19 protein-coding genes are annotated in these 20,667 nt (G+C 70.2%); all 19 read left to right on the top strand.

Annotation, left to right across the window (positions count from 1 at the left end):
* Nucleotides 1-4: 4 nt before the first annotated feature.
* Nucleotides 5-1,396, top strand: a complete 1,392-nt coding sequence (gene lysA, locus ABTZ54_RS23525) for a diaminopimelate decarboxylase (protein ID WP_351666456.1) — start codon at nt 5-7, stop codon at nt 1,394-1,396.
* A 137-nt stretch (nt 1,397-1,533) separates the two neighbouring features.
* A complete protein-coding gene (locus tag ABTZ54_RS23520; RefSeq protein ID WP_351666454.1) occupies nt 1,534-2,826 on the top strand; it encodes a homoserine dehydrogenase in 1,293 nt (430 codons plus the stop codon).
* A gap of 6 nt (nt 2,827-2,832) precedes the next feature.
* Nucleotides 2,833-3,903, top strand: a complete 1,071-nt coding sequence (thrC, locus tag ABTZ54_RS23515; protein ID WP_351666451.1) for a threonine synthase — start codon at nt 2,833-2,835, stop codon at nt 3,901-3,903.
* A 300-nt stretch (nt 3,904-4,203) separates the two neighbouring features.
* Complete coding sequence (gene thrB / locus ABTZ54_RS23510; protein WP_351666449.1) at nt 4,204-5,121, top strand: homoserine kinase; 918 nt, start codon at nt 4,204-4,206, stop codon at nt 5,119-5,121.
* A 420-nt stretch (nt 5,122-5,541) separates the two neighbouring features.
* Nucleotides 5,542-7,569: a transcription termination factor Rho gene (gene rho, locus ABTZ54_RS23505; RefSeq protein ID WP_351666447.1), complete on the top strand. Its 2,028-nt coding sequence runs from the start codon at nt 5,542-5,544 to the stop codon at nt 7,567-7,569.
* A 214-nt stretch (nt 7,570-7,783) separates the two neighbouring features.
* Nucleotides 7,784-8,875 (top strand): LCP family protein, encoded by a 1,092-nt coding sequence (locus tag ABTZ54_RS23500; RefSeq protein WP_351666534.1) that lies wholly within the window; start codon nt 7,784-7,786, stop codon nt 8,873-8,875.
* A 165-nt stretch (nt 8,876-9,040) separates the two neighbouring features.
* Nucleotides 9,041-9,259: a 50S ribosomal protein L31 gene (gene rpmE, locus ABTZ54_RS23495; RefSeq protein ID WP_351666445.1), complete on the top strand. Its 219-nt coding sequence runs from the start codon at nt 9,041-9,043 to the stop codon at nt 9,257-9,259.
* 116 nt (nt 9,260-9,375) lie between these two features.
* A complete protein-coding gene (gene prfA, locus ABTZ54_RS23490; protein ID WP_351666443.1) occupies nt 9,376-10,452 on the top strand; it encodes a peptide chain release factor 1 in 1,077 nt (358 codons plus the stop codon).
* 54 nt (nt 10,453-10,506) lie between these two features.
* A complete protein-coding gene (gene prmC / locus ABTZ54_RS23485) occupies nt 10,507-11,352 on the top strand; it encodes a peptide chain release factor N(5)-glutamine methyltransferase (RefSeq protein ID WP_329424204.1) in 846 nt (281 codons plus the stop codon).
* 43 nt (nt 11,353-11,395) lie between these two features.
* Nucleotides 11,396-12,043, top strand: a complete 648-nt coding sequence (locus ABTZ54_RS23480; protein WP_351666440.1) for an L-threonylcarbamoyladenylate synthase — start codon at nt 11,396-11,398, stop codon at nt 12,041-12,043.
* Nucleotides 12,040-12,693: an arsenate reductase/protein-tyrosine-phosphatase family protein gene (locus ABTZ54_RS23475; RefSeq protein ID WP_351666438.1), complete on the top strand. Its 654-nt coding sequence runs from the start codon at nt 12,040-12,042 to the stop codon at nt 12,691-12,693. Before ABTZ54_RS23480 ends, ABTZ54_RS23475 begins: the two co-directional genes overlap by 4 nt.
* Before the next feature lie 114 nt (nt 12,694-12,807).
* A complete protein-coding gene (glyA, locus tag ABTZ54_RS23470) occupies nt 12,808-14,067 on the top strand; it encodes a serine hydroxymethyltransferase (RefSeq protein WP_351666436.1) in 1,260 nt (419 codons plus the stop codon).
* 107 nt (nt 14,068-14,174) lie between these two features.
* Complete coding sequence (locus tag ABTZ54_RS23465; RefSeq protein ID WP_351666434.1) at nt 14,175-15,479, top strand: MraY family glycosyltransferase; 1,305 nt, start codon at nt 14,175-14,177, stop codon at nt 15,477-15,479.
* Nucleotides 15,480-15,753: 274 nt separating this feature from the next.
* The gene (locus ABTZ54_RS23460; RefSeq protein WP_351666356.1) at nt 15,754-16,167 is read left to right on the top strand and encodes a Cg1360 family ATP-synthase-associated protein; all 414 of its coding nucleotides are present in this window, start codon (nt 15,754-15,756) and stop codon (nt 16,165-16,167) included.
* A 225-nt stretch (nt 16,168-16,392) separates the two neighbouring features.
* The gene (gene atpB, locus ABTZ54_RS23455; RefSeq protein ID WP_046909147.1) at nt 16,393-17,202 is read left to right on the top strand and encodes a F0F1 ATP synthase subunit A; all 810 of its coding nucleotides are present in this window, start codon (nt 16,393-16,395) and stop codon (nt 17,200-17,202) included.
* A 91-nt stretch (nt 17,203-17,293) separates the two neighbouring features.
* Nucleotides 17,294-17,527: an ATP synthase F0 subunit C gene (gene atpE, locus ABTZ54_RS23450; RefSeq protein ID WP_010474382.1), complete on the top strand. Its 234-nt coding sequence runs from the start codon at nt 17,294-17,296 to the stop codon at nt 17,525-17,527.
* 41 nt (nt 17,528-17,568) lie between these two features.
* A complete protein-coding gene (locus ABTZ54_RS23445; protein ID WP_351666353.1) occupies nt 17,569-18,114 on the top strand; it encodes a F0F1 ATP synthase subunit B in 546 nt (181 codons plus the stop codon).
* The gene (locus ABTZ54_RS23440) at nt 18,111-18,926 is read left to right on the top strand and encodes a F0F1 ATP synthase subunit delta (RefSeq protein WP_351666351.1); all 816 of its coding nucleotides are present in this window, start codon (nt 18,111-18,113) and stop codon (nt 18,924-18,926) included. Before ABTZ54_RS23445 ends, ABTZ54_RS23440 begins: the two co-directional genes overlap by 4 nt.
* Before the next feature lie 135 nt (nt 18,927-19,061).
* Entirely contained in the window at nt 19,062-20,657 is a 1,596-nt protein-coding gene (atpA, locus tag ABTZ54_RS23435) for a F0F1 ATP synthase subunit alpha (protein WP_351666349.1), read from the top strand.
* Nucleotides 20,658-20,667: the final 10 nt, after the last annotated feature.

Raw genomic sequence — 20,667 nt, 5'->3', positions numbered from 1 at the left:
CGTCATGAGCCGTTCCGCACACCCCGCCGGGCCCCGCCACGCCGATGTCCTTCCCGAGGGGCACTACTCCGCCCCGCCCGCCGATCTCAACCAGCTCGACCCCAAGGTCTGGGCGCGGACCGTCGCGCGGGACGAGCGGGGGGTCGTGACCGTGGGCGGGATCGGGGTCGACGTACTGCAGCGGGAGTTCGGTACGCCCGCGTACTTCCTCGACGAGGACGACTTCCGGGCGCGCTGCCGGGCCTGGGCCGACGCCTTCGGCAAGGACGCCGATGTCTTCTACGCCGGGAAGGCGTTCCTCTCGCGGGCCGTCGTGCGGTGGCTCACGGAGGAGGGGCTGAATCTCGATGTTTGTTCCGGGGGGGAGCTCAGTACTGCGCTGTCCGCTGGGATGCCGGCCGAGCGGATCGCCTTCCATGGGAACAACAAGAGTGACGACGAGATCCGGCGGGCCGTCGAGGTCGGGGTCGGGCGGATCGTGCTCGACTCCTTCCAGGAGATCGTCCGGGTCGCGCATGTCGCCCAGTCGCTCGGCAAGCGGCAGCGGGTGCAGATCCGGGTGACCGTGGGCGTCGAGGCGCACACGCACGAGTTCATCGCCACCGCGCACGAGGACCAGAAGTTCGGGATCGCGCTGGCCGGGGGCCAGGCCGCGGAGGCCGTGCGGCGGGCGCTGTCGCTGGATGGGCTTGAGCTCATCGGGATTCACTCGCACATCGGGTCGCAGATCTTCGACATGGCCGGGTTCGAGGTCTCCGCGCGGCGCGTGGTGCAGCTGCTCGCCGACGTGCGGGACGAGCACGGGGTCGAGCTGCCCGAGATCGATCTTGGCGGCGGGTTGGGGATCGCGTACACCTCCGACGACGACCCGCGTGAGCCGCATGACATTGCCAAGGCGCTGAGCGAGATCGTGACGCGCGAGTGTGAGGCCGCGGGGCTCGCCACGCCGCGCATTTCCGTCGAGCCGGGGCGCGCCATCGTCGGGCCCACCGCCTTCACCCTGTACGAGGTGGGCACGGTCAAGCCGCTGGAGGGGCTGCGGACGTACGTCTCCGTCGACGGCGGCATGTCGGACAACATCCGCACCGCCCTGTACGACGCCGAGTACAGCGTCGCGCTCGTGTCCCGGACGAGTGACGCCGAGCCGCTGCTCGTGCGTGTCGTCGGCAAGCACTGCGAGAGCGGCGACATCGTCGTGCGCGACGCCTTCCTGCCCGCCGACGTGGCGCCCGGCGACCTGCTCGCCGTGCCGGCCACCGGCGCGTACTGCCGCTCCATGGCGAGCAACTACAACCACGCGCTCCGCCCGCCCGTCGTCGCGGTGCGGGACGGCGAGGCGCGGGTCATCGTGCGGCGCGAGACGGAGGAAGATCTCCTGCGGCTCGACGTCGGATGATGAAATAGTCGGGTGATGGAATCGATGTCTCACCATCTGGACAACGGGCTGAATCGCCCATCGGGTGAGTGAGACTGGTTCCCACCGTAGGAATCGTAGAGATACGAAGACCAAGAAGTACCGAGAAACGAGGTCGGATGATGCGTACGCGTCCGCTGAAGGTGGCGCTGCTGGGCTGTGGAGTGGTCGGCTCAGAGGTGGCGCGCATCATGACGACGCACGCCGACGACCTCGCCGCGCGCATCGGCGCTCCGGTCGAGCTCGCCGGCGTGGCCGTCCGCCGGCCCGACAAGGTGCGCGGCGGCGTGCCCGCCGAGCTGATCACCACCGACGCCACCGCCCTGGTCAAACGCGGGGACATCGACGTCGTCGTCGAGGTCATCGGCGGGATCGAGCCGGCCCGCACCCTCATCACCACCGCCTTCGAGCACGGCGCCTCCGTCGTCTCCGCCAACAAGGCGCTCCTCGCCCAGGACGGCGCGGCCCTCTACGCCGCCGCCGAGGACCACGGCGAGGACCTGTACTACGAGGCGGCCGTCGCCGGCGCCATCCCGCTGATCCGGCCGCTGCGCGAGTCGCTCGCCGGCGACAAGATCAACCGCGTGATGGGCATCGTCAACGGGACGACCAACTTCATCCTCGACAAGATGGACACCTCGGGGGCCGGCTACTCCGAGGCCCTCGACGAGGCCACCGCGCTCGGGTACGCCGAGGCCGACCCGACCGCCGACGTCGAGGGCTTCGACGCCGCCGCCAAGGCTGCCATCCTCGCCGGGATCGCCTTCCACACCCGGGTGCGCCTCGACGACGTCTACCGCGAGGGCATGACCGAGGTCACCGCGGCCGACTTCGCCTCCGCCAAGCAGATGGGCTGCACCATCAAGCTGCTCGCGATCTGCGAGCGGGCCGCCGACGGCGAGTCCGTCACCGCGCGCGTGCACCCGGCGATGATCCCGCTCAGCCACCCGCTCGCCTCCGTCCGCGAGGCGTACAACGCCGTCTTCGTGGAGGCGGACGCCGCCGGGCAGCTCATGTTCTACGGTCCCGGGGCCGGCGGCTCGCCGACCGCGTCGGCCGTCCTCGGCGACCTCGTCGCCGTGTGCCGCAACAAGCTCAACGGGACCAACGGCCCCGGCGAGTCCGCGTACACCCAGCTGCCCGTGAGCCCCATGGGCGACGTGGTGACGCGGTACCACATCAGTCTCGACGTGGCCGACAAGCCGGGCGTCCTCGCCCAGGTCGCGACGGTCTTCGCCGAGCACGGCGTGTCGATCGACACCGTCCGCCAGACGGGCAAGGACGGCGAGGCCTCCCTCGTCGTCGTCACCCACCGCGCGCCCGACGCCGCCCTCTCCGGGACCGTCGAGGCGCTGCGCAAGCTGGACACCGTCCGTGGTGTCGCCAGCATCATGCGTGTTGAAGGGGAGTAAGGACCCATGACCACCAAGGGCACCCACCAGTGGCGCGGCATCATCGAGGAGTACCGGGACCGCCTTCCGGTCACGGACACGACGCCGGTCGTCACGCTCCGTGAGGGCGGCACGCCGCTCGTCCCCGCTCAGGTGCTCTCCGAGCGCACGGGATGCGAGGTGCACCTCAAGGTCGAGGGCGCCAACCCGACCGGCTCCTTCAAGGACCGGGGCATGACCATGGCCATCAGCAAGGCCAAGGAGGAGGGCGCGCAGGCCGTCATCTGCGCGTCCACCGGCAACACCTCCGCCTCCGCCGCCGCGTACGCGGTGCGCGCGGGCATGGTGTCGGCCGTGCTCGTCCCGCAGGGCAAGATCGCGCTCGGCAAGATGGGCCAGGCGCTCGTGCACGGCGCCAAGATCCTCCAGGTCGACGGCAACTTCGACGACTGCCTCACGCTGGCCCGCAGCCTCTCCGAGAACTACCCGGTGGCGCTGGTCAATTCGGTGAACCCGGTCCGTATCGAGGGCCAGAAGACCGCCGCGTTCGAGATCGTGGACATGCTGGGCGACGCCCCCGACATCCATGTGCTGCCCGTCGGCAACGCCGGCAACATCACGGCGTACTGGAAGGGGTACCGGGAGTACGCCGCCGACGGCATCGCCGGTCGTACCCCGCGCATGTGGGGCTTCCAGGCCTCCGGCTCCGCGCCGCTCGTGCGCGGCGAGGTCGTCAAGGACCCGTCGACCATCGCCACCGCGATCCGCATCGGCAACCCGGCCTCCTGGGACTACGCGATCGCCGCGCGCGACGAGTCGGGCGGCTTCATCGACGAGGTGACGGACCGTGAGATCCTCCAGGCCTACCGCCTGTTGGCCGCTCAGGAGGGCGTCTTCGTCGAGCCCGCGTCGGCCGCCTCGGTGGCCGGTCTGCTGAAGGCCGCCGCGCAGGGCAAGGTCGACCCGGGCCAGCGGATCGTCTGCACCGTCACCGGCAACGGCCTCAAGGACCCCGACTGGGCCGTCGCGGGCGCTCCGCAGCCCGTCACCGTCCCGGTCGACGCCGCGGCCGCCGCCGAGCGGCTCGGACTGGCCTGATCCGGCCTGACCTGCCCGGCCCTCTGATGCCGTACGGTTCCTGATCCGGGGTCAGACCCGATCAGGAACCGACAGAGGCGCACAGGCTGGCGCGCGACACGCATCGTGCGCCTCCTGTGCGCCCTATGTCGCCACAGAACCTTCCTTCGATAGGCTGTACCGAACCCGCCCCGTTGCATATGCGCGGTGCTGTTGCCGTTGTCGCCTGTGAGGCGCGCGCGGCCCCCGGGTTCTCGGTTTCCCCGAACAATCCCCGCAAGTCACCGAACAATCCCGCAAGTCAAGGAGAGTCAACGAGCGATGGCCGGTCCCGCGTTCCGCGCCGCCGCCGTACGGGTGCGCGTCCCCGCCACCAGCGCCAATCTCGGCCCGGGCTTCGACGCCTTCGGCCTGTCGCTGGGGCTCTACGACGACGTGGTCGTCCGGGTCGCCGACTCCGGGCTGCACGTCGACATCGCCGGTGAAGGTGCCGACACCCTTCCCCGCGACGAGAGTCACCTGCTCGTACGCTCCATGCGCACCGCCTTCGACCTGCTCGGCGGGCAGCCGCGCGGTCTTGAGGTCGTCTGCGCCAACCGCATCCCGCACGGCCGCGGCCTCGGCTCCTCCTCCGCCGCCATCTGCGCCGGCATCGTCGCCGCCCGCGCCGTGACCATAGGCGGCGACACCCGCCTCGACGATGCCGCGCTGCTCGAACTGGCCACCGAGATCGAGGGCCACCCCGACAACGTCGCCGCCTGCCTGCTCGGCGGCTTCACGCTCGCCTGGACCGAGGGCGGCGCCGCGCGGGCGATCAGGATGGAACCCTCGGATTCCATCGTTCCGGTGGTTTTCGTCCCCGGAAAGCCCGTGCTCACCGAGACCGCGCGCGGCCTGCTCCCGCGCACCGTCCCGCACGTGGACGCCGCCGCCAACGCCGGCCGCGCCGCCCTCCTCGTCGAGGCCCTGACCCGTCGCCCCGAGCTGCTGCTCGCGGCCACCGAGGACCGGCTGCACCAGGAGTACCGGGCCCCCGCGATGCCCGAGAGCATCGCCCTTGTGAACCGGCTGCGGGCGGACGGCGTGCCCGCGGTCATCTCCGGCGCGGGCCCCACGGTCCTCGCGCTGGCGGACCACGGATCGGCCGACAAGGTCGCCCGGCTCGCGGGGGAGGGCTGGGCCGCGAACCGGCTCGACCTCGACGCGCCCGGCGCGAGCGTCCTGCCGCTCGCGCCCTGACGGGCAGCCCGCGCGGCCCCCGAGCCGGGCCGCGCGGACACGAGATCGCCGGTGACGGAGAGGGGGAATGTTTGTTGGAGCCGGTAGTGTTAACCTCAAGTCTGCACCCGACGTCTTTGTGGCGCGGTGCTGAGTGTCCCCATCAGGGACCACCAATTCTTCCGGGAGCCTCCTCCACTGCCTGAGCAGCCTGCCTGAGCAGATTCGAGCACGCTCCGGAACCGGCACGACACCCCTCGCTTTTCTTCTTCGAGGGCCGAGCAGGGGGCGCTCGGGCCGGATTCACAGCATGTTTTCTCTCTTCCGCCGCACCCGGCGGGACCACCGCCCCGACACGGTCCACCAAGCAGGACCGCTGCCGGACAGCACAACCGGTCGCCGAGCCAGATGGCCGACGTCCGCTCCAGGGAAGGACCCTTCGTGAGCGACACCACCGATCTGATGGGCGTGACTGCCGACAACAGTGTCGACACCTCCGCGCCCGCCGCAGGTGCTGCCTCCGGCACCACCGCACGGCGCCGCCGCTCCGGCACCGGCCTTGAGGGCATGGTCCTGGCCGAGCTGCAGCAGGTCGCGTCCGGCCTCGGCATCAGGGGCACCGCGCGGATGCGCAAGAGCCAGCTGATCGAGGTCATCAAGGAGGCGCAGGCCGGTGGCGGCTCCGCCGCCCCCGCCAAGTCGGCCGACGCCGCCGAGACCAAGCCCAAGCGCCGCACCGCCGCCAAGGCCCGTACGAGCGACGCCGAGGCCGCGCCGAAGGCCGAGAAGGCCGAGTCCGCGCCCCAGCAGCAGATCGAGATCCCGGGCCAGCCGGCCTCCGACGACGCCCCGGTCGGCGAGCGTCGCCGCCGTCGTGCCACCGCCCCCGCCGGTTCGCCGGAGGGCGAGGCCAAGGCCGAGTCCGCGCAGGTCGTCAAGACCGAGGCCCGGACCGAGACGCAGGGCGACACCAAGGCCGAGGCCGCCGTCGACGGCGCCGAGGGCCGTGGCCGTCGCGACCGCGGCGAGCGGGGCGAGCGCGGCGACCGCCGCGAGCGTCAGCGCGACCGCCGTGACCGTGGCAAGGGCGAGGAGCAGGGCGGTGGCCAGGGCGGCCAGCGTCAGCGCCAGGGCCAGGGCCAGGGTCAGGGTCAGCAGAGCCAGGGTCAGGGTCAGAGTCAGGGTCAGCAGGGCGGCCAGCCGGCCGGTCCGCTGGACGACGACGACTTCGAGGGCGGCCGTCGTGGCCGTCGCGGGCGCTACCGCGACCGTCGCGGGCGTCGTGGGCGTGACGAGTTCGCCGCCGGCGAGCCGCAGGTCTCCGACGACGACGTCCTGATCCCCGTCGCGGGCATCCTCGACATCCTCGACAACTACGCGTTCATCCGGACCTCCGGCTACCTGCCCGGCCCGAACGACGTGTACGTCTCCCTCGCCCAGGTCCGCAAGAGCGGCCTGCGCAAGGGCGACCACGTCACCGGTGCCGTGCGCCAGCCGAAGGAGGGCGAGCGCCGCGAGAAGTTCAACGCGCTGGTGCGCCTCGACTCGGTCAACGGCATGGCGCCGGAGTCCGGCCGCGGCCGCCCCGAGTTCAACAAGCTCACCCCGCTGTACCCGCAGGACCGGCTCCGTCTGGAGACCGACCCGGGCGTGCTGACCACGCGGATCATCGACCTCGTGTCGCCGATCGGCAAGGGCCAGCGCGGTCTGATCGTGGCCCCGCCGAAGACCGGCAAGACCATGATCATGCAGGCCATCGCCAACGCGATCACCCACAACAACCCCGAGTGCCACCTGATGGTCGTCCTGGTCGACGAGCGTCCGGAAGAGGTCACCGACATGCAGCGGTCGGTGAAGGGCGAGGTCATCTCCTCGACCTTCGACCGCCCGGCCGAGGACCACACCACCGTCGCCGAGCTGGCCATCGAGCGCGCCAAGCGTCTCGTCGAGCTGGGTCACGACGTGGTCGTCCTGCTGGACTCCATCACCCGCCTGGGCCGCGCGTACAACCTCGCGGCGCCCGCCTCCGGCCGCATCCTGTCCGGTGGTGTCGACTCGACCGCGCTCTACCCGCCGAAGCGCTTCTTCGGTGCCGCGCGCAACATCGAGGACGGCGGCTCGCTGACCATCCTGGCCACCGCGCTGGTCGACACCGGCTCGCGCATGGACGAGGTGATCTTCGAGGAGTTCAAGGGCACCGGCAACATGGAGCTCAAGCTGGACCGGAAGCTGGCCGACAAGCGCATCTTCCCGGCCGTCGACGTCGACGCCTCCGGCACCCGCAAGGAGGAGATCCTCCTCGGCGCCGACGAGCTCTCCGTCACCTGGAAGCTGCGCCGGGTGCTGCACGCGCTCGACCAGCAGCAGGCGATCGAGCTGCTGCTCGACAAGCTCAAGCAGACGAAGTCGAACGGCGAGTTCCTGCTCCAGATCCAGAAGACCACCCCTGGAGGCGGGAACAACGACTGACGCGAGACGTCGGTCACACGGCGAGGGGCCGGCTCCGGCCCCGTGATCTCGCCGTGACCTGCACGAACGATGGCGCCCACCGTGTCCGCACGGTGGGCGCCGTCGCGTTACGGTCCGTCGCTCACCGAAACCTCACAGGCCCGTGTGCAACCCTTTTGGGTGTTTCGCCGTCACAGAAGGTGAGGCCGGGGTCGAGGGATATCGAGGGATGACGATGACCGAGCACAACCAGGGCACGCGAATACGGGCCACCGGCCGCCGCCGGAAACCGCCCGCCAAGGGCCGCCGCGCGCTGACCGTGGTGGCGTGGGGCGCCGCCGCGCTCGTCGTCGTCGGCGGTGCCGGACTGGGCTACGCGTACGTCAAGCTGGACGGCAACCTCAAGGGCGTCGACATCAACGCCCAGCTCGGCAAGGACCGCCCCCAGAACGTCGACAACGGCTCGATGGACATCCTGGTCCTCGGCTCCGACTCCCGCTCCGGCGCCAACAGCGCGTACGGCAAGGACGAGGGCGGCGCCCGCTCCGACACCGCGATGGTCGTCCACGTCTACCCGGGCCACAAGAAGGCCGCAGTGGTCTCCATCCCCCGCGACACCCTCATCGACCGCCCGCGGTGCACCGACGACAAGGGCACCGCGGTGCCGGGCGAGCACCGGGCCATGTTCAACACGGCGTACGAGGTCGGCGGCCCGTCCTGCGCCGTGAAGACCGTCGAGTCGATGTCCGGGATCCGCATGGACCACTACATCGAGGTCGACTTCACCGGCTTCACGAAGCTCATCGACAAGCTGGGCGGCGTCGAGATCACCACGACGCGGGCCATCAAGGACTCCAAGAGCCACCTCGACCTCGCGCCCGGCACCCACACCCTCGACGGCGAGCAGTCCCTCGGCCTGGTCCGCACCCGCAAGAGCGTCGGCGACGGCAGCGACCTCGGCCGCATCCAGCTCCAGCAGGCCTTCATGAAGGCCTTCATCGACCAGGTGAAGAGCGTCGGCGTCTTCACCAACCCCAAGACGCTGTTCGACCTCGCCGACACCGCCACCAAGGCCATCACGCCCGACTCCGAGCTCGACTCGGTCAACGAGCTCATGGGCTTCGCCAAGGGCCTGTCGGGCCTCGGCGCCGACGATGTGCACATGATCACGCTGCCGGTGGAGTACGACCCGCTCGACCCGAACCGCGTCGTCCCCCTGGAAGCCCAGTCCCAGCAGGTCTGGAAGGCCCTCAAGGCCGACAAGCCGATCCCCGCCTCGGCCACCAAGGACGCGGCCACCGGCAAGGCCGACGGCCTCGTGAAGTAGCCGGGAAGCGTCCCGGAAGCGCCCCGGAAGCCGCCCAGGAATAGTTTCGGCCACACCCCGGTTTTGGGAGATGCGGCCGGTCCTGGCAGACTGGTACGTCGGCCCCGGTTCACGCACGTGCAGCCCGCACGGCGACCCGGCGCCCTCCCGAAACTAGGAGACACCTTGAAGCGCGAGATCCACCCCGAGTACGTCGAGACCCAGGTCAGCTGCACCTGCGGTGCGTCGTTCACCACTCGTAGCACCCTGACCGAGGGCACCATCCGTGCCGAGGTCTGCTCCGAGTGCCACCCGTTCTACACGGGCAAGCAGAAGATCCTCGACACCGGCGGCCGTGTCGCCCGCTTCGAGGCCCGCTTCGGCAAGGCTGCGGCCACGAAGTAGCACGTCACTGCGCCGGTCCTTGGTCGCTCCCGCTCGGGGGCACCGGACCGGCGCTTTGCCGTCCCCGCAGTGGTTCCCGCAGCAGCCCTTTCCGAAATCCACCCCAGGAGCTCCCGATGTTCGAAGCGGTCGAGGACCTGGTCGGCGAGCACGCCGACCTCGAGAAGAAGCTCGCCGACCCTTCGGTCCACGCCGATCAGGCGAACGCGCGCAAGCTGAACAAGCGGTACGCGGAGCTGACCCCGATCATCGGCACGTACCAGGCCTGGAAGCGGTCGGCGGACGACATCGAGACGGCCAAGGAGCTGGCCGCCGACGACCCCGACTTCGCCGCCGAGGTCAAGGAGCTGGAGAAGCAGCGTGAGGGGCTGACGGAGAAGCTCCGGCTGCTGCTCGTCCCGCGCGACCCCAGCGACGACAAGGACGTCATCCTGGAGATCAAGGCCGGCGCGGGCGGCGACGAGTCCGCCCTGTTCGCCGGCGACCTGCTGCGGATGTACCTGCGCTACGCCGAGCGCGTCGGCTGGAAGACCGAGATCATCGACGCCACCGAGTCCGAGCTGGGCGGCTACAAGGACGTCCAGGTCGCCGTGAAGACCAAGGGCGGCAACGGGGCCACCGAGCCCGGCCAGGGCGTCTGGGCGCGGCTGAAGTACGAGGGTGGGGTGCACCGCGTGCAGCGCGTGCCCGCCACCGAGTCGCAGGGCCGCATCCACACCTCCGCGGCCGGTGTGCTGGTCACCCCGGAGGCCGAGGAGGTCGAGGTCGAGATCGTCGCCAACGACCTGCGCATCGACGTCTACCGCTCGTCGGGCCCCGGCGGCCAGTCCGTCAACACCACCGACTCGGCGGTCCGCATCACCCACCTGCCGACCGGCATCGTCGCCTCCTGCCAGAACGAGAAGAGCCAGCTCCAGAACAAGGAGCAGGCCATGCGCATCCTGCGCTCCCGGCTGCTCGCCGCGGCGCAGGAGAAGGCCGAGGCCGAGGCCGCGGACGCGCGCCGCAGCCAGGTGCGCACGGTCGACCGCTCCGAGAAGATCCGTACGTACAACTTCCCGGAGAACCGCATCTCGGACCACCGGGTCGGCTTCAAGGCGTACAACTTGGACCAGGTGCTCGACGGAGAGCTGGACCCGGTGATCCAGGCCTGTGTCGACGCCGACTCGGCCGCCAAGCTGGCCAACGCGTAAGCCTCGCCGGCGTACAAGTCTCGTCAGCCCCACCCCGCACCACGGAGGACCAGCGTGAACCTGCTGCTTGCCGAGGTGGCCCAGGCCACCCAGCGGCTGGCCGACGCCGGCGTTCCCTCACCGCGTTTCGACGCGGAGGAGCTCGCCGCGTTCGTGCACGGCGTCAAGCGGGGGGAGCTGCACAACGTCAAGGACGCGGACTTCGACGCCCGCTACTGGGAGGCCATCGCGCGCCGCGAGGCGCGTGAGCCCCTCCAGCACATCACCGGGCGGGCGTTCTTCCGCTACCTGGAGCTCCAGGTGGGCCCCGGCGTGTTCGTGCCCCGCCCGGAGACCGAGTCGGTCGTCGGCTGGGCCATAGACGCCGTACGGGCCATGGACGTCGTCGAGCCGCTCATCGTCGACCTGTGCACGGGCTCCGGCGCCATCGCCCTCGCCATGGCGCAGGAGGTGCCGCGCTCGCGCGTGCACGCGGTGGAGCTCTCCGACGACGCGCTCGTGTGGACCCGCAAGAACGCCCAGGGCTCGCGCGTCACCGTGCACCAGGGCGACGCGCTGACCGCGCTGCCGGAGCTCAACGGCCAGGTCGACCTGGTCATCTCCAACCCGCCGTACATCCCGCTCACCGAGTGGGAGTACGTGGCCCCCGAGGCGCGCGACCACGACCCGGACATGGCGCTGTTCTCCGGCGAGGACGGCCTGGACACCATCCGGGGCATCGAGCGCACCGCGCACCGGCTGCTGCGGCCCGGCGGGCTCGTCGTCATCGAGCACGCGGACACCCAGGGCGGCCAGGTGCCGTGGATCTTCAACGAGGAGGCCGGCTGGGCGGACGCCGCCGACCACCCCGACCTGAACAACCGGCCGCGCTTCGCGACCGCCCGCAAGGCCACCCCATGACCGATCAGTCCAGGCACGACGCGTACGAGAAGGCAGGCGAGTGATGGCTCGGCGATACGACTGCAACGAGGCGACGGACCGTACGACGGGTCTGCGTGAGGCCGCGTCCGCCGTTCGCCGCGGCGAGCTCGTCGTCCTGCCCACCGACACCGTGTACGGGATCGGCGCGGACGCCTTCAGCTCGGAGGCCGTCGCGGACCTGCTCGCGGCCAAGGGCCGTGGCCGCAACATGCCGACGCCCGTCCTGATCGGCTCCCCGAACACGCTGCACGGCCTCGTCACGGACTTCTCCGAGCAGGCCTGGGAGCTCGTCGACGCCTTCTGGCCCGGCGCGCTCACCCTGGTCGCCAAGCACCAGCCCTCGCTCCAGTGGGACCTGGGCGACACCCGGGGCACCGTCGCGATCCGGATGCCGCTGCACCCGGTCGCCATCGAGCTGCTCACCGAGGTCGGCCCGATGGCCGTCTCCTCGGCCAACCTGACCGGGCACCCGTCGCCGGAGGACTGCGACGCGGCCCAGGGCATGCTCGGCGACTCCGTCTCCGTGTACCTGGACGGCGGGCCGACGCCCGGCATCGTCCCCTCGTCCATCGTCGACGTCACGGGCAAAGTGCCGGTGCTGCTGCGCGCCGGCGCGCTCACCGCGGAGGAGCTCCGGAAGGTGGTACCCGACCTCGAGGTGGCGAATTGACCGCCCCTGAGGGGCGTGGCATAGCGGGGCACCCGAACGACGGCACCACCTTCCGCATCCTCCACGTCAGCACCGGCAACGTCTGCCGCTCGCCGATCACCGAGCGGCTGACCCGCCATGCCCTGAGCGACCGCCTCGGCGACCCGCTGGGCGGCGGCCTCATCGTGGAGAGCGCGGGTACCTGGGGCCACGAGGGCGCCCCCATGGAGGCCAACGCGGAGCTGGTCCTCGCGGACTTCGGCGCCGACTACAGCGGCTTCGTGGGGCGCGAGCTCCTCGACGAGCACGTCATCCGCGCCGACCTGGTCCTCACCGCGACCCGCGACCACCGCGCGCAGGTCATCTCGATGGGCCACTCGGCGGGCCTGCGCACCTTCACCCTGAAGGAGTTCACCCGCCTCGTCCGGGCCATAGACCCGGCGACCCTCCCCGACCCCCGCGACGGCCACGACACCATCGACCGCGCCCGCGCCCTGGTCCGCGCCGCCGCCGCTCTACGCGGGTGGCTCCTGGCCCCGTCGGCCGAGGCGGACGAGGTGAACGACCCGTACGGGGCGCCCATCACGTTCTTCCGCTCGATCGGCGACGAGATCAATCAGGCGCTGGATCCTGTCGTGACGGCGCTGACGGGCGTGTCGGCGCGTCGGTAGCCCCCCGGGGAGCCCCGGCAGGCCCCTGGGGGCCCAGGTGGCCCCGGTGGGGGAGCGGGGCGGGCTCGGCGTGCCTACAGTGGATTTCCAGCCCGCTCACGTCCGGAGTCCCCCATGCCGGTCACCGCGCCCCCAGAAGCAGAGAACCAGACCCCGCTCGACGTACTGCGCCGTCAGGACCCCGAGGTCGCCGACGTGCTGCTCGGGGAGGCGCGTCGGCAGGGGGACAGCCTGCAGCTGATCGCCGCCGAGAACTTCACCTCGCCGGCCGTCCTCGCCGCCCTCGGCTCGCAGCTCGCCAACAAGTACGCCGAGGGGTACCCCGGCGCCCGCCACCACGGCGGCTGCGAGTACGCCGACGCCGCCGAGCGGATCGCCGTCGACCGGGCCCGCTCCCTGTTCGGCGCCGAGCACGCCAACGTGCAGGCCCACTCGGGCTCCTCCGCCGTGCTCGCCGCCTACGCGGCGCTGCTGCGCCCCGGGGACACCGTGCTCGCCATGGGACTCGCGTACGGCGGGCACCTCACGCACGGCTCGCCCGCGAACTTCTCCGGCCGCTGGTTCGACTTCGTCCCGTACGGCGTGGACGCGGAGACCGGCCTCGTCGACTACGAGCAGGTCGCCGCGCTCGCCCGGCACCACCGGCCCAAGGCGATCGTCTGCGGCTCGATCTCGTACCCCCGGCACCTGGACTACGCGATCTTCCGGGCCATCGCCGACGAGGTCGGCGCCTATCTGATCGCCGACGCCGCCCACCCCCTGGGCCTGGTCGCCGGCGGCGCGGCGCCGAGCCCCGTCCCGTACGCGGACATCGTCTGCGGCACCACGCACAAGGTGCTGCGCGGCCCGCGCGGCGGGCTGGTCCTGTGCGGGGCGGAGCTGGCCGAGCGGGTCGACCGGGCGGTGTTCCCGTTCACCCAGGGCGGCGCCCAGATGCACACGATCGCCGCCAAGGCCGTCGCCTTCGGCGAGGCGGCCACGCCCGCCTTCACCACGTACGCCCATCAGGTGGTCGAGCACGCCCGCGTGCTGGCCGCCGCCCTCGCGGCCGAGGGCTTCGCGGTCACCACCGGCGGCACCGACACCCACCTCATCACCGCCGACCCGGCCCCGCTCGGCGTCGACGGGCGCACCGCCCGCGCCCGGCTGGCCGCCGCCGGTGTGGTCCTCGACACGTGCGCCCTGCCGTACGGGGACGGCAGGGGCATCCGGCTCGGCACGGCCGCCGTGACCACGCAGGGGATGGGGGCGCCGGAGATGGCCCGGATCGCCGCGCTGTTCACCGCCGCGCTGCGCGACGACCCCCGGGAATCGGCCAGGGTGCGCGCCGAAGTACGCGAGCTGGCCGGGCGATTTCCCCCGTATGGCCGGTAAAAGGCGGGTCGCCGCAACCGTTCGGGGACCCCGTGTGTCCTCAAGCATGGGGACGGCCCGGCTAGGGTGTGGGGCTGAGATGGCCAGCGATTCCTGTGGGGCAGCCCGTGCGTGATTACCTGCTGACGCTCTGTGTCACGGCCGCGGTGACCTATCTGCTGACCGGTCCGGTGCGGAAGTTCGCCATCGCGACCGGGGCGATGCCGGAGATCCGCGCCCGCGACGTACACCGAGAACCGACACCGCGGCTCGGTGGCATCGCCATGTTCTTCGGGCTGTGCGCGGGACTGCTGGTCGCCGACCATCTGCAGAACCTGAACAGCGTCTTCGAGCTGTCCAACGAGCCCCGCGCGCTGCTCTCCGGCGCCGCCCTGATCTGGCTGATCGGTGTCCTCGACGACAAGTTCGAGCTGGACGCGCTGATCAAGCTGGGCGCGCAGATGATCTCGGCCGGCGTGATGGTGATGCAGGGTCTGACCATCCTGTGGCTGCCCATCCCCGGCATCGGCACGGTCGCGCTCACCCAGTGGCAGGGCACCCTCCTGACGGTCGCCCTGGTCGTCCTCACCATCAACGCGGTGAACTTCGTCGACGGCCTCGACGGCCTCGCCGCCGGCATGGTCTGCATCGCCGCCGCGGCCTTCTTCCTCTACGCGTACCGGATCTGGTACGGCTACACGATCGAGGCGGCCGCCCCCGCGACCCTCTTCGCCGCGATCCTCATGGGCATGTGCCTGGGCTTCCTGCCGCACAACATGCACCCGGCGCGGATCTTCATGGGCGACTCGGGCTCGATGCTGATCGGCCTGATCCTGGCGGCCTCGGCCATCTCCATCACGGGCCAGGTCGACCCGGACGCGCTGAAGATCTTCGAGGGCTCGACCAAGGCGGCCACCCACGCGGCCCTGCCGGTCTTCATCCCGCTGCTGCTGCCGCTGACCATCATCGCGATCCCGATGGCCGACCTGGTGCTGGCGATCGTGCGCCGCACCTGGAAGGGCCAGTCGCCGTTCGCCGCGGACCGCGGGCATCTGCACCACCGGCTCCTGGAGATCGGGCACTCGCACAGCCGGGCCGTGCTGATCATGTACTTCTGGTCGGCGCTGATCGCCTTCGGCACGCTGGCCTACTCGGTGCACTCGACGTCGATGTGGATCGTCCTGGCCGTGGTCTTCCTGAGCGCGGTCGGCCTGGTGCTGCTCCTGCTGCCGCGGTTCACCCCGCGCGCCCCGCGCTGGGCGGAGGCGGTCGTGCCGCCGCGCTACCGGCGCCGCAAGGCCCTGGTGCTCCCCGAGGAGGCCGAGGTGCCGGCGGAGGAGCGGGAGCCGGTGCCCGCCGGGGTCAACGGATCGACCGCGATCGGCAACCGCGCGCGCTTCTCCGACCGGAGTAAGGCTGGGGCGCGCGGTTGACGCACCCGTTTGCGAATGCCGCATCCGGTGCCAATACCAGACAACCCGCCCCGCTGTCGCGCACACACGGGCGCGTTAACTCTCAGGTGTGACAGTTGGCACACTCCACGAGTAAAGACCTATTCAAATAGTTTGTGATACGGTTCACGAGACCCGGCGACAGTGCCGAAAGACCGTAGTGCGACGGTCTGTTGGCCCCGAGACCCACCTCGGACCGGGATTACGCTCGTCCTTGACGACACCATCGCCCCCTCCAGCAAGCGGAGACACCGCCATGCCGTCCAACGACGCACGCCTACTGCTGCATACCGCCGTACCCACCGCTGCCGCCGGCGCCATCGCGACCGTCGTCAGTGGTGTCGTCGCGGGCGGCAAGGGCGCACTCGGCGCCGTCGTCGGCACCCTGGTGGTGATCCTCTTCATGGGCCTCGGGCTGGTGGTTCTGCAGCGGACGGCGAAGAAGCTCCCACAGTTGTTCCAGGCCATGGGGCTCATGCTCTACACGGCCCAACTGCTGGTTCTCTTCATCTTCTTGGCCTTGCTGAAGGACACCACGGCGTTCGACTTCAAGGCCTTCGCGTTCACGCTTCTCGCCACGACCGTGGTGTGGGTCGCCGCACAGGCCCGGGCCTACATGAAGGCCAAGATCATGTACATCGACCCCGACAAAACGGGGCCGAAGTCGTGAAGGGTAGGGCCGGGATAAAGACGAGTTCGGCTTCCTGCTATCGTCCGGTGCCAACTGCGGCACTGCGGGCGCGGGCATCCGAAACGGCGCCTGACCCAGCGCGAGGCTCGATGCCGAACCGCCGCCCCCTTATCCGTAAGACCAGTCCAGTGCCGACCCGCGGCTGCGTGCCGCGCCGACACAACGAGGTTGCCGTACCTATGCGCCACGCTGAAGGAGCCCGCGGTGAGTGCTGACCAGACGCTTGCCTTCGACCCGGATTGCCACATCTTCACCGGATGCGGCTTCCCGGCGCCGGGGCTGCACACGTTCATGTACGAGCCGATCGCGACGTGGGGGAGCTTCGAGTTCACGAAGCCCATGCTCCTCGCGATCCTGGGCTCGATCGTGGTCGTCGGCTTCTTCTGGGCCGCTTTTTCCAAGCCCAAGCTGATCCCCGGCAAGATGCAGATGGTCGGCGAGGCCGGTTACGACTTCGTGCGCCGCGGCATCGTCTACGAGATCATCGGCAAGAAGGACGGCGAGAAGTACGTCCCGCTGATGGTGTCGCTGTTCTTCTTCGTGTGGATGCTCAACCTCTGGTCGATCATCCCGCTCGCCCAGTTCCCGGTCACCTCGCTGATCGCCTTCCCGGCGGCCCTCGCGCTGATCGTGTACGTCCTCTGGGTCTCGCTGACCTTCAAGAAGCACGGCTTCGTCGGCGGCTGGAAGAACATCGTCGGCTACGACAAGTCGCTCGGCCCGATCCTTCCCCTGGTCGTCGTTCTCGAGTTCTTCTCGAACCTGCTGATCCGGCCCTTCACGCACGCGGTCCGACTGTTCGCGAACATGTTCGCCGGTCACCTGCTGATCGTGATGTTCTCGCTGGCGACCTACTACCTCATGCACGGGCTCGGCTTCGTCTACGCCGGCGCCTCGTTCGTGATGGTCCTCGTGATGACCGCCTTCGAGCTCTTCATCCAGGCCGTCCAGGCGTACGTCTTCGTCCTCCTGGCCTGCAGCTACGTCCAGGGCGCGCTCTCCGAGCACCACTGAGCCGACCCGGCCAGCAGCACCACACCCCCCTACCAACAGTCGTCCGGTGGCCAACCCCCACCGGGTCCTTGAAAGAGAAGGAAGAACCGGCATGTCCGCTCTCGAGACTCTCGCCGCCGTCAACGGAAACGTCGCCTCCATCGGCTACGGCCTCGCGGCCATCGGCCCCGGCGTCGGCGTCGGCATCATCTTCGGTAACGGCACCCAGGCCCTCGCCCGTCAGCCCGAGGCGGCCGGCCTGATCCGCACCAACCAGATCATGGGTTTCGCCTTCTGTGAGGCGCTTGCCCTCATCGGCATCGTCATGGGCTTCGTCTACAAGTAAGCCGGACCGACAGCCCGACCCTTTTTACGGAAGGCACTGATGTGAACGCTCTGCTTCTTGCGGAAGCGGCGGAGCCCCAGCCTCCGCTCATCCCGCATCTCGATGAGCTCGTCATCGGCCTGATCGCCTTCGTCATCGTCTTCGGCTTCCTCGCCAAGAAGCTCCTCCCGAACATCAACAAGGTTCTGGAAGAGCGCCGCGAGGCCATCGAGGGTGGCATCGAGAAGGCCGAGTCGGCCCAGATCGAGGCTCAGAGTGTGCTGGAGCAGTACAAGGCCCAGCTCGCCGAGGCCCGCCACGAAGCCGCGCGTCTCCGCCAGGAGGCGACGGAGCAGGGCACCGCGATCATCCAGGAGATGAAGGCGGAAGGCCAGCGCCAGCGCGAGGAGATCGTCGCGGCCGGTCACACCCAGATCGAGGCCGACCGCAAGGCCGCGTCCGCCGCGCTGCGTCAGGACGTCGGCAAGCTGGCCACCGATCTGGCCGCGAAGCTGGTCGGCGAGTCCCTTGAGGACGTCGCCCGCCAGAGCCGCACCATCGACCGCTTCCTCGACGAGCTCGAGGAGAAGGCCGAGGCCGTCCGATGAACGGAGCGAGCCGCGAAGCACTGGGCGCCGCACGCGAGGCCCTCGACGCGCTGACCGACAACACCTCGGTCGACGCGGCGAAGCTGGCGGGTGAGCTGGCCGCGGTCACCGCGCTGCTCGACCGCGAGGTGTCGCTGCGCCGAGTCCTGACCGACCCCGCTCAGGCGGGCGAGGCCAAGGCCGAGCTGGCGCAGCGACTCCTGGCCGGTCAGGTGGGCGGCGAGACCGTCGACCTGGTCTCGGGCATGGTCCGCTCGCGTTGGTCGAGCTCCCGTGACCTGGTGGACGCGGCCGAGGAGCTGGCGAACATCGCCGACCTCACCGCGGCCCAGCGGGCGGGCGTCCTCGACAACGTCGAGGACGAGCTGTTCCGGTTCGGCCGGATCGTCTCGTCCAGCCCCGAGCTCCGCTCGGCGCTGACGGACAAGACCGCCACGGCCACGGCCAAGGGCGAGCTGCTGCGCAGCCTGCTCGGCGGCAAGGCCGACGCCGTCACGGAGCGACTCGTCGTCCGTCTGGTGACCCAGCCCCGGGGACGTAGCCTGGAAGCGGGACTCGAGTCCCTCTCCAAGCTGGCCGCGGCGCGCCGGGACCGGATGGTCGCCGTCGTCACGTCGGCGGTGCCGCTCAGCGACCAGCAGAAGCAGCGCCTCGGTGCCGTCCTGGCCAAGCTGTACGGCCGCCAGATGCACCTGAACCTGGACGTGGACCCCGCGGTCCTCGGCGGGATCACGGTGCGGGTCGGTGACGAGGTCATCGACGGGACCATCGCGGAGCGCCTCAGCGAGGCGACCCGGCGACTGGCCGGCTGACACCAGCAGCCACACCAAGCAAGACAGCAACACATGCGGCCCGGTTGGGCCGTGCAGAGATTGCAGAAGTTCCTGGGGGTCGGCCCCCAGACCCCTAAGAAACTTCGGGCCCAACAAGGAGAGCAGGGAACCCAGATGGCGGAGCTCACGATCCGGCCGGAGGAGATCCGGGACGCGCTGGAGACCTTCGTCCAGTCGTACCAGCCGGACGCGGCCTCGCGCGAGGAGGTCGGCACGGTCAGCCTGGCCGGCGACGGCATCGCGAAGGTCGAGGGTCTTCCCTCGGCCATGGCGAACGAGCTGCTGAAGTTCGAGGACGGGACCCTCGGTCTCGCGCTGAACCTCGAAGAGCGCGAAATCGGCGCGATCGTCCTCGGCGAGTTCAGCGGCATCGAGGAGGGTCAGTCGGTGCAGCGCACCGGCGAGGTCCTCTCCGTCGGTGTCGGTGAGGGTTACCTGGGTCGCGTCGTCGACCCGCTCGGCAACCCGATCGACGGTCTCGGCGAGATCGCGACCGAGGGCCGCCGCGCCCTCGAGCTGCAGGCCCCGGGCGTGATGGCCCGTAAGTCGGTCCACGAGCCGATGGAGACCGGCTACAAGGCCGTCGACGCCATGACGCCGGTCGGCCGTGGTCAGCGTCAGCTGATCATCGGTGACCGTCAGACCGGCAAGACCGCGCTGTGCATCGACACGATCATCAACCAGCGTGACAACTGGCGCTCGGGCGACGTGAACAAGCAGGTGCGCTGCATCTACGTCGCCGTCGGCCAGAAGGGCTCCACCATCGCGTCCGTCCGCGGCGCGCTGGAGGAGGCCGGTGCCCTGGAGTACACGACCATCGTCGCCGCCCCGGCGTCCGACCCGGCCGGCTTCAAGTACCTGGCGCCGTACACCGGTTCCGCCATCGGTCAGCACTGGATGTACCAGGGCAAGCACGTCCTGATCGTCTTCGACGACCTGTCGAAGCAGGCCGACGCCTACCGCGCCGTGTCGCTGCTGCTGCGCCGCCCGCCGGGCCGTGAGGCCTACCCGGGTGACGTCTTCTACCTGCACTCGCGTCTGCTTGAGCGCTGCGCGAAGCTGTCGGACGAGCTCGGCGCGGGCTCGATGACCGGTCTTCCGATCGTCGAGACCAAGGCCAACGACGTGTCGGCGTTCATCCCGACCAACGTCATCTCGATCACCGACGGCCAGTGCTTCCTGGAGTCCGACCTGTTCAACGCCGGCCAGCGTCCGGCCCTGAACGTCGGTATCTCGGTCTCCCGAGTCGGTGGCTCCGCCCAGCACCCGGCCATGAAGCAGATCGCCGGCCGCCTCCGCGTGGACCTGGCCCAGTTCCGTGAGCTGGAGGCCTTCGCGGCCTTCGGTTCCGACCTGGACGCCGCGTCGAAGGCGCAGCTCGAGCGTGGTCAGCGGATGGTCGAGCTGCTCAAGCAGGCTCAGTACCAGCCGATGCCCACCGAGAACCAGGTCGTCTCCGTCTGGGCCGGCACCACCGGCAAGATGGACGACGTCCCGGTCGCCGACATCCGTCGCTTCGAGGCCGAGCTCCTGGCGTACCTGCGCCAGAGCCACTCCGGCCTGATGACCTCCATCCGTGAGGGCAAGAAGATGTCGAACGACACCCTGACGGCCGTCGCCGACGCCATCGCGGAGTTCAAGCAGCAGTTCGAGACCTCTGACGGCAAGCTGCTCGGCGAGGACGCTGCCGCCGTCAACGTCTCGAAGTGACGACGGAAGG

The sequence above is a fragment of the Streptomyces sp. NPDC094032 genome, assembly GCF_040303965.1.
GTDB lineage: Bacteria > Actinomycetota > Actinomycetes > Streptomycetales > Streptomycetaceae > Streptomyces.
The sequence above is the reverse complement of the archived record's forward strand: the minus strand, read 5'-3'. Positions and strand labels throughout refer to the sequence as shown.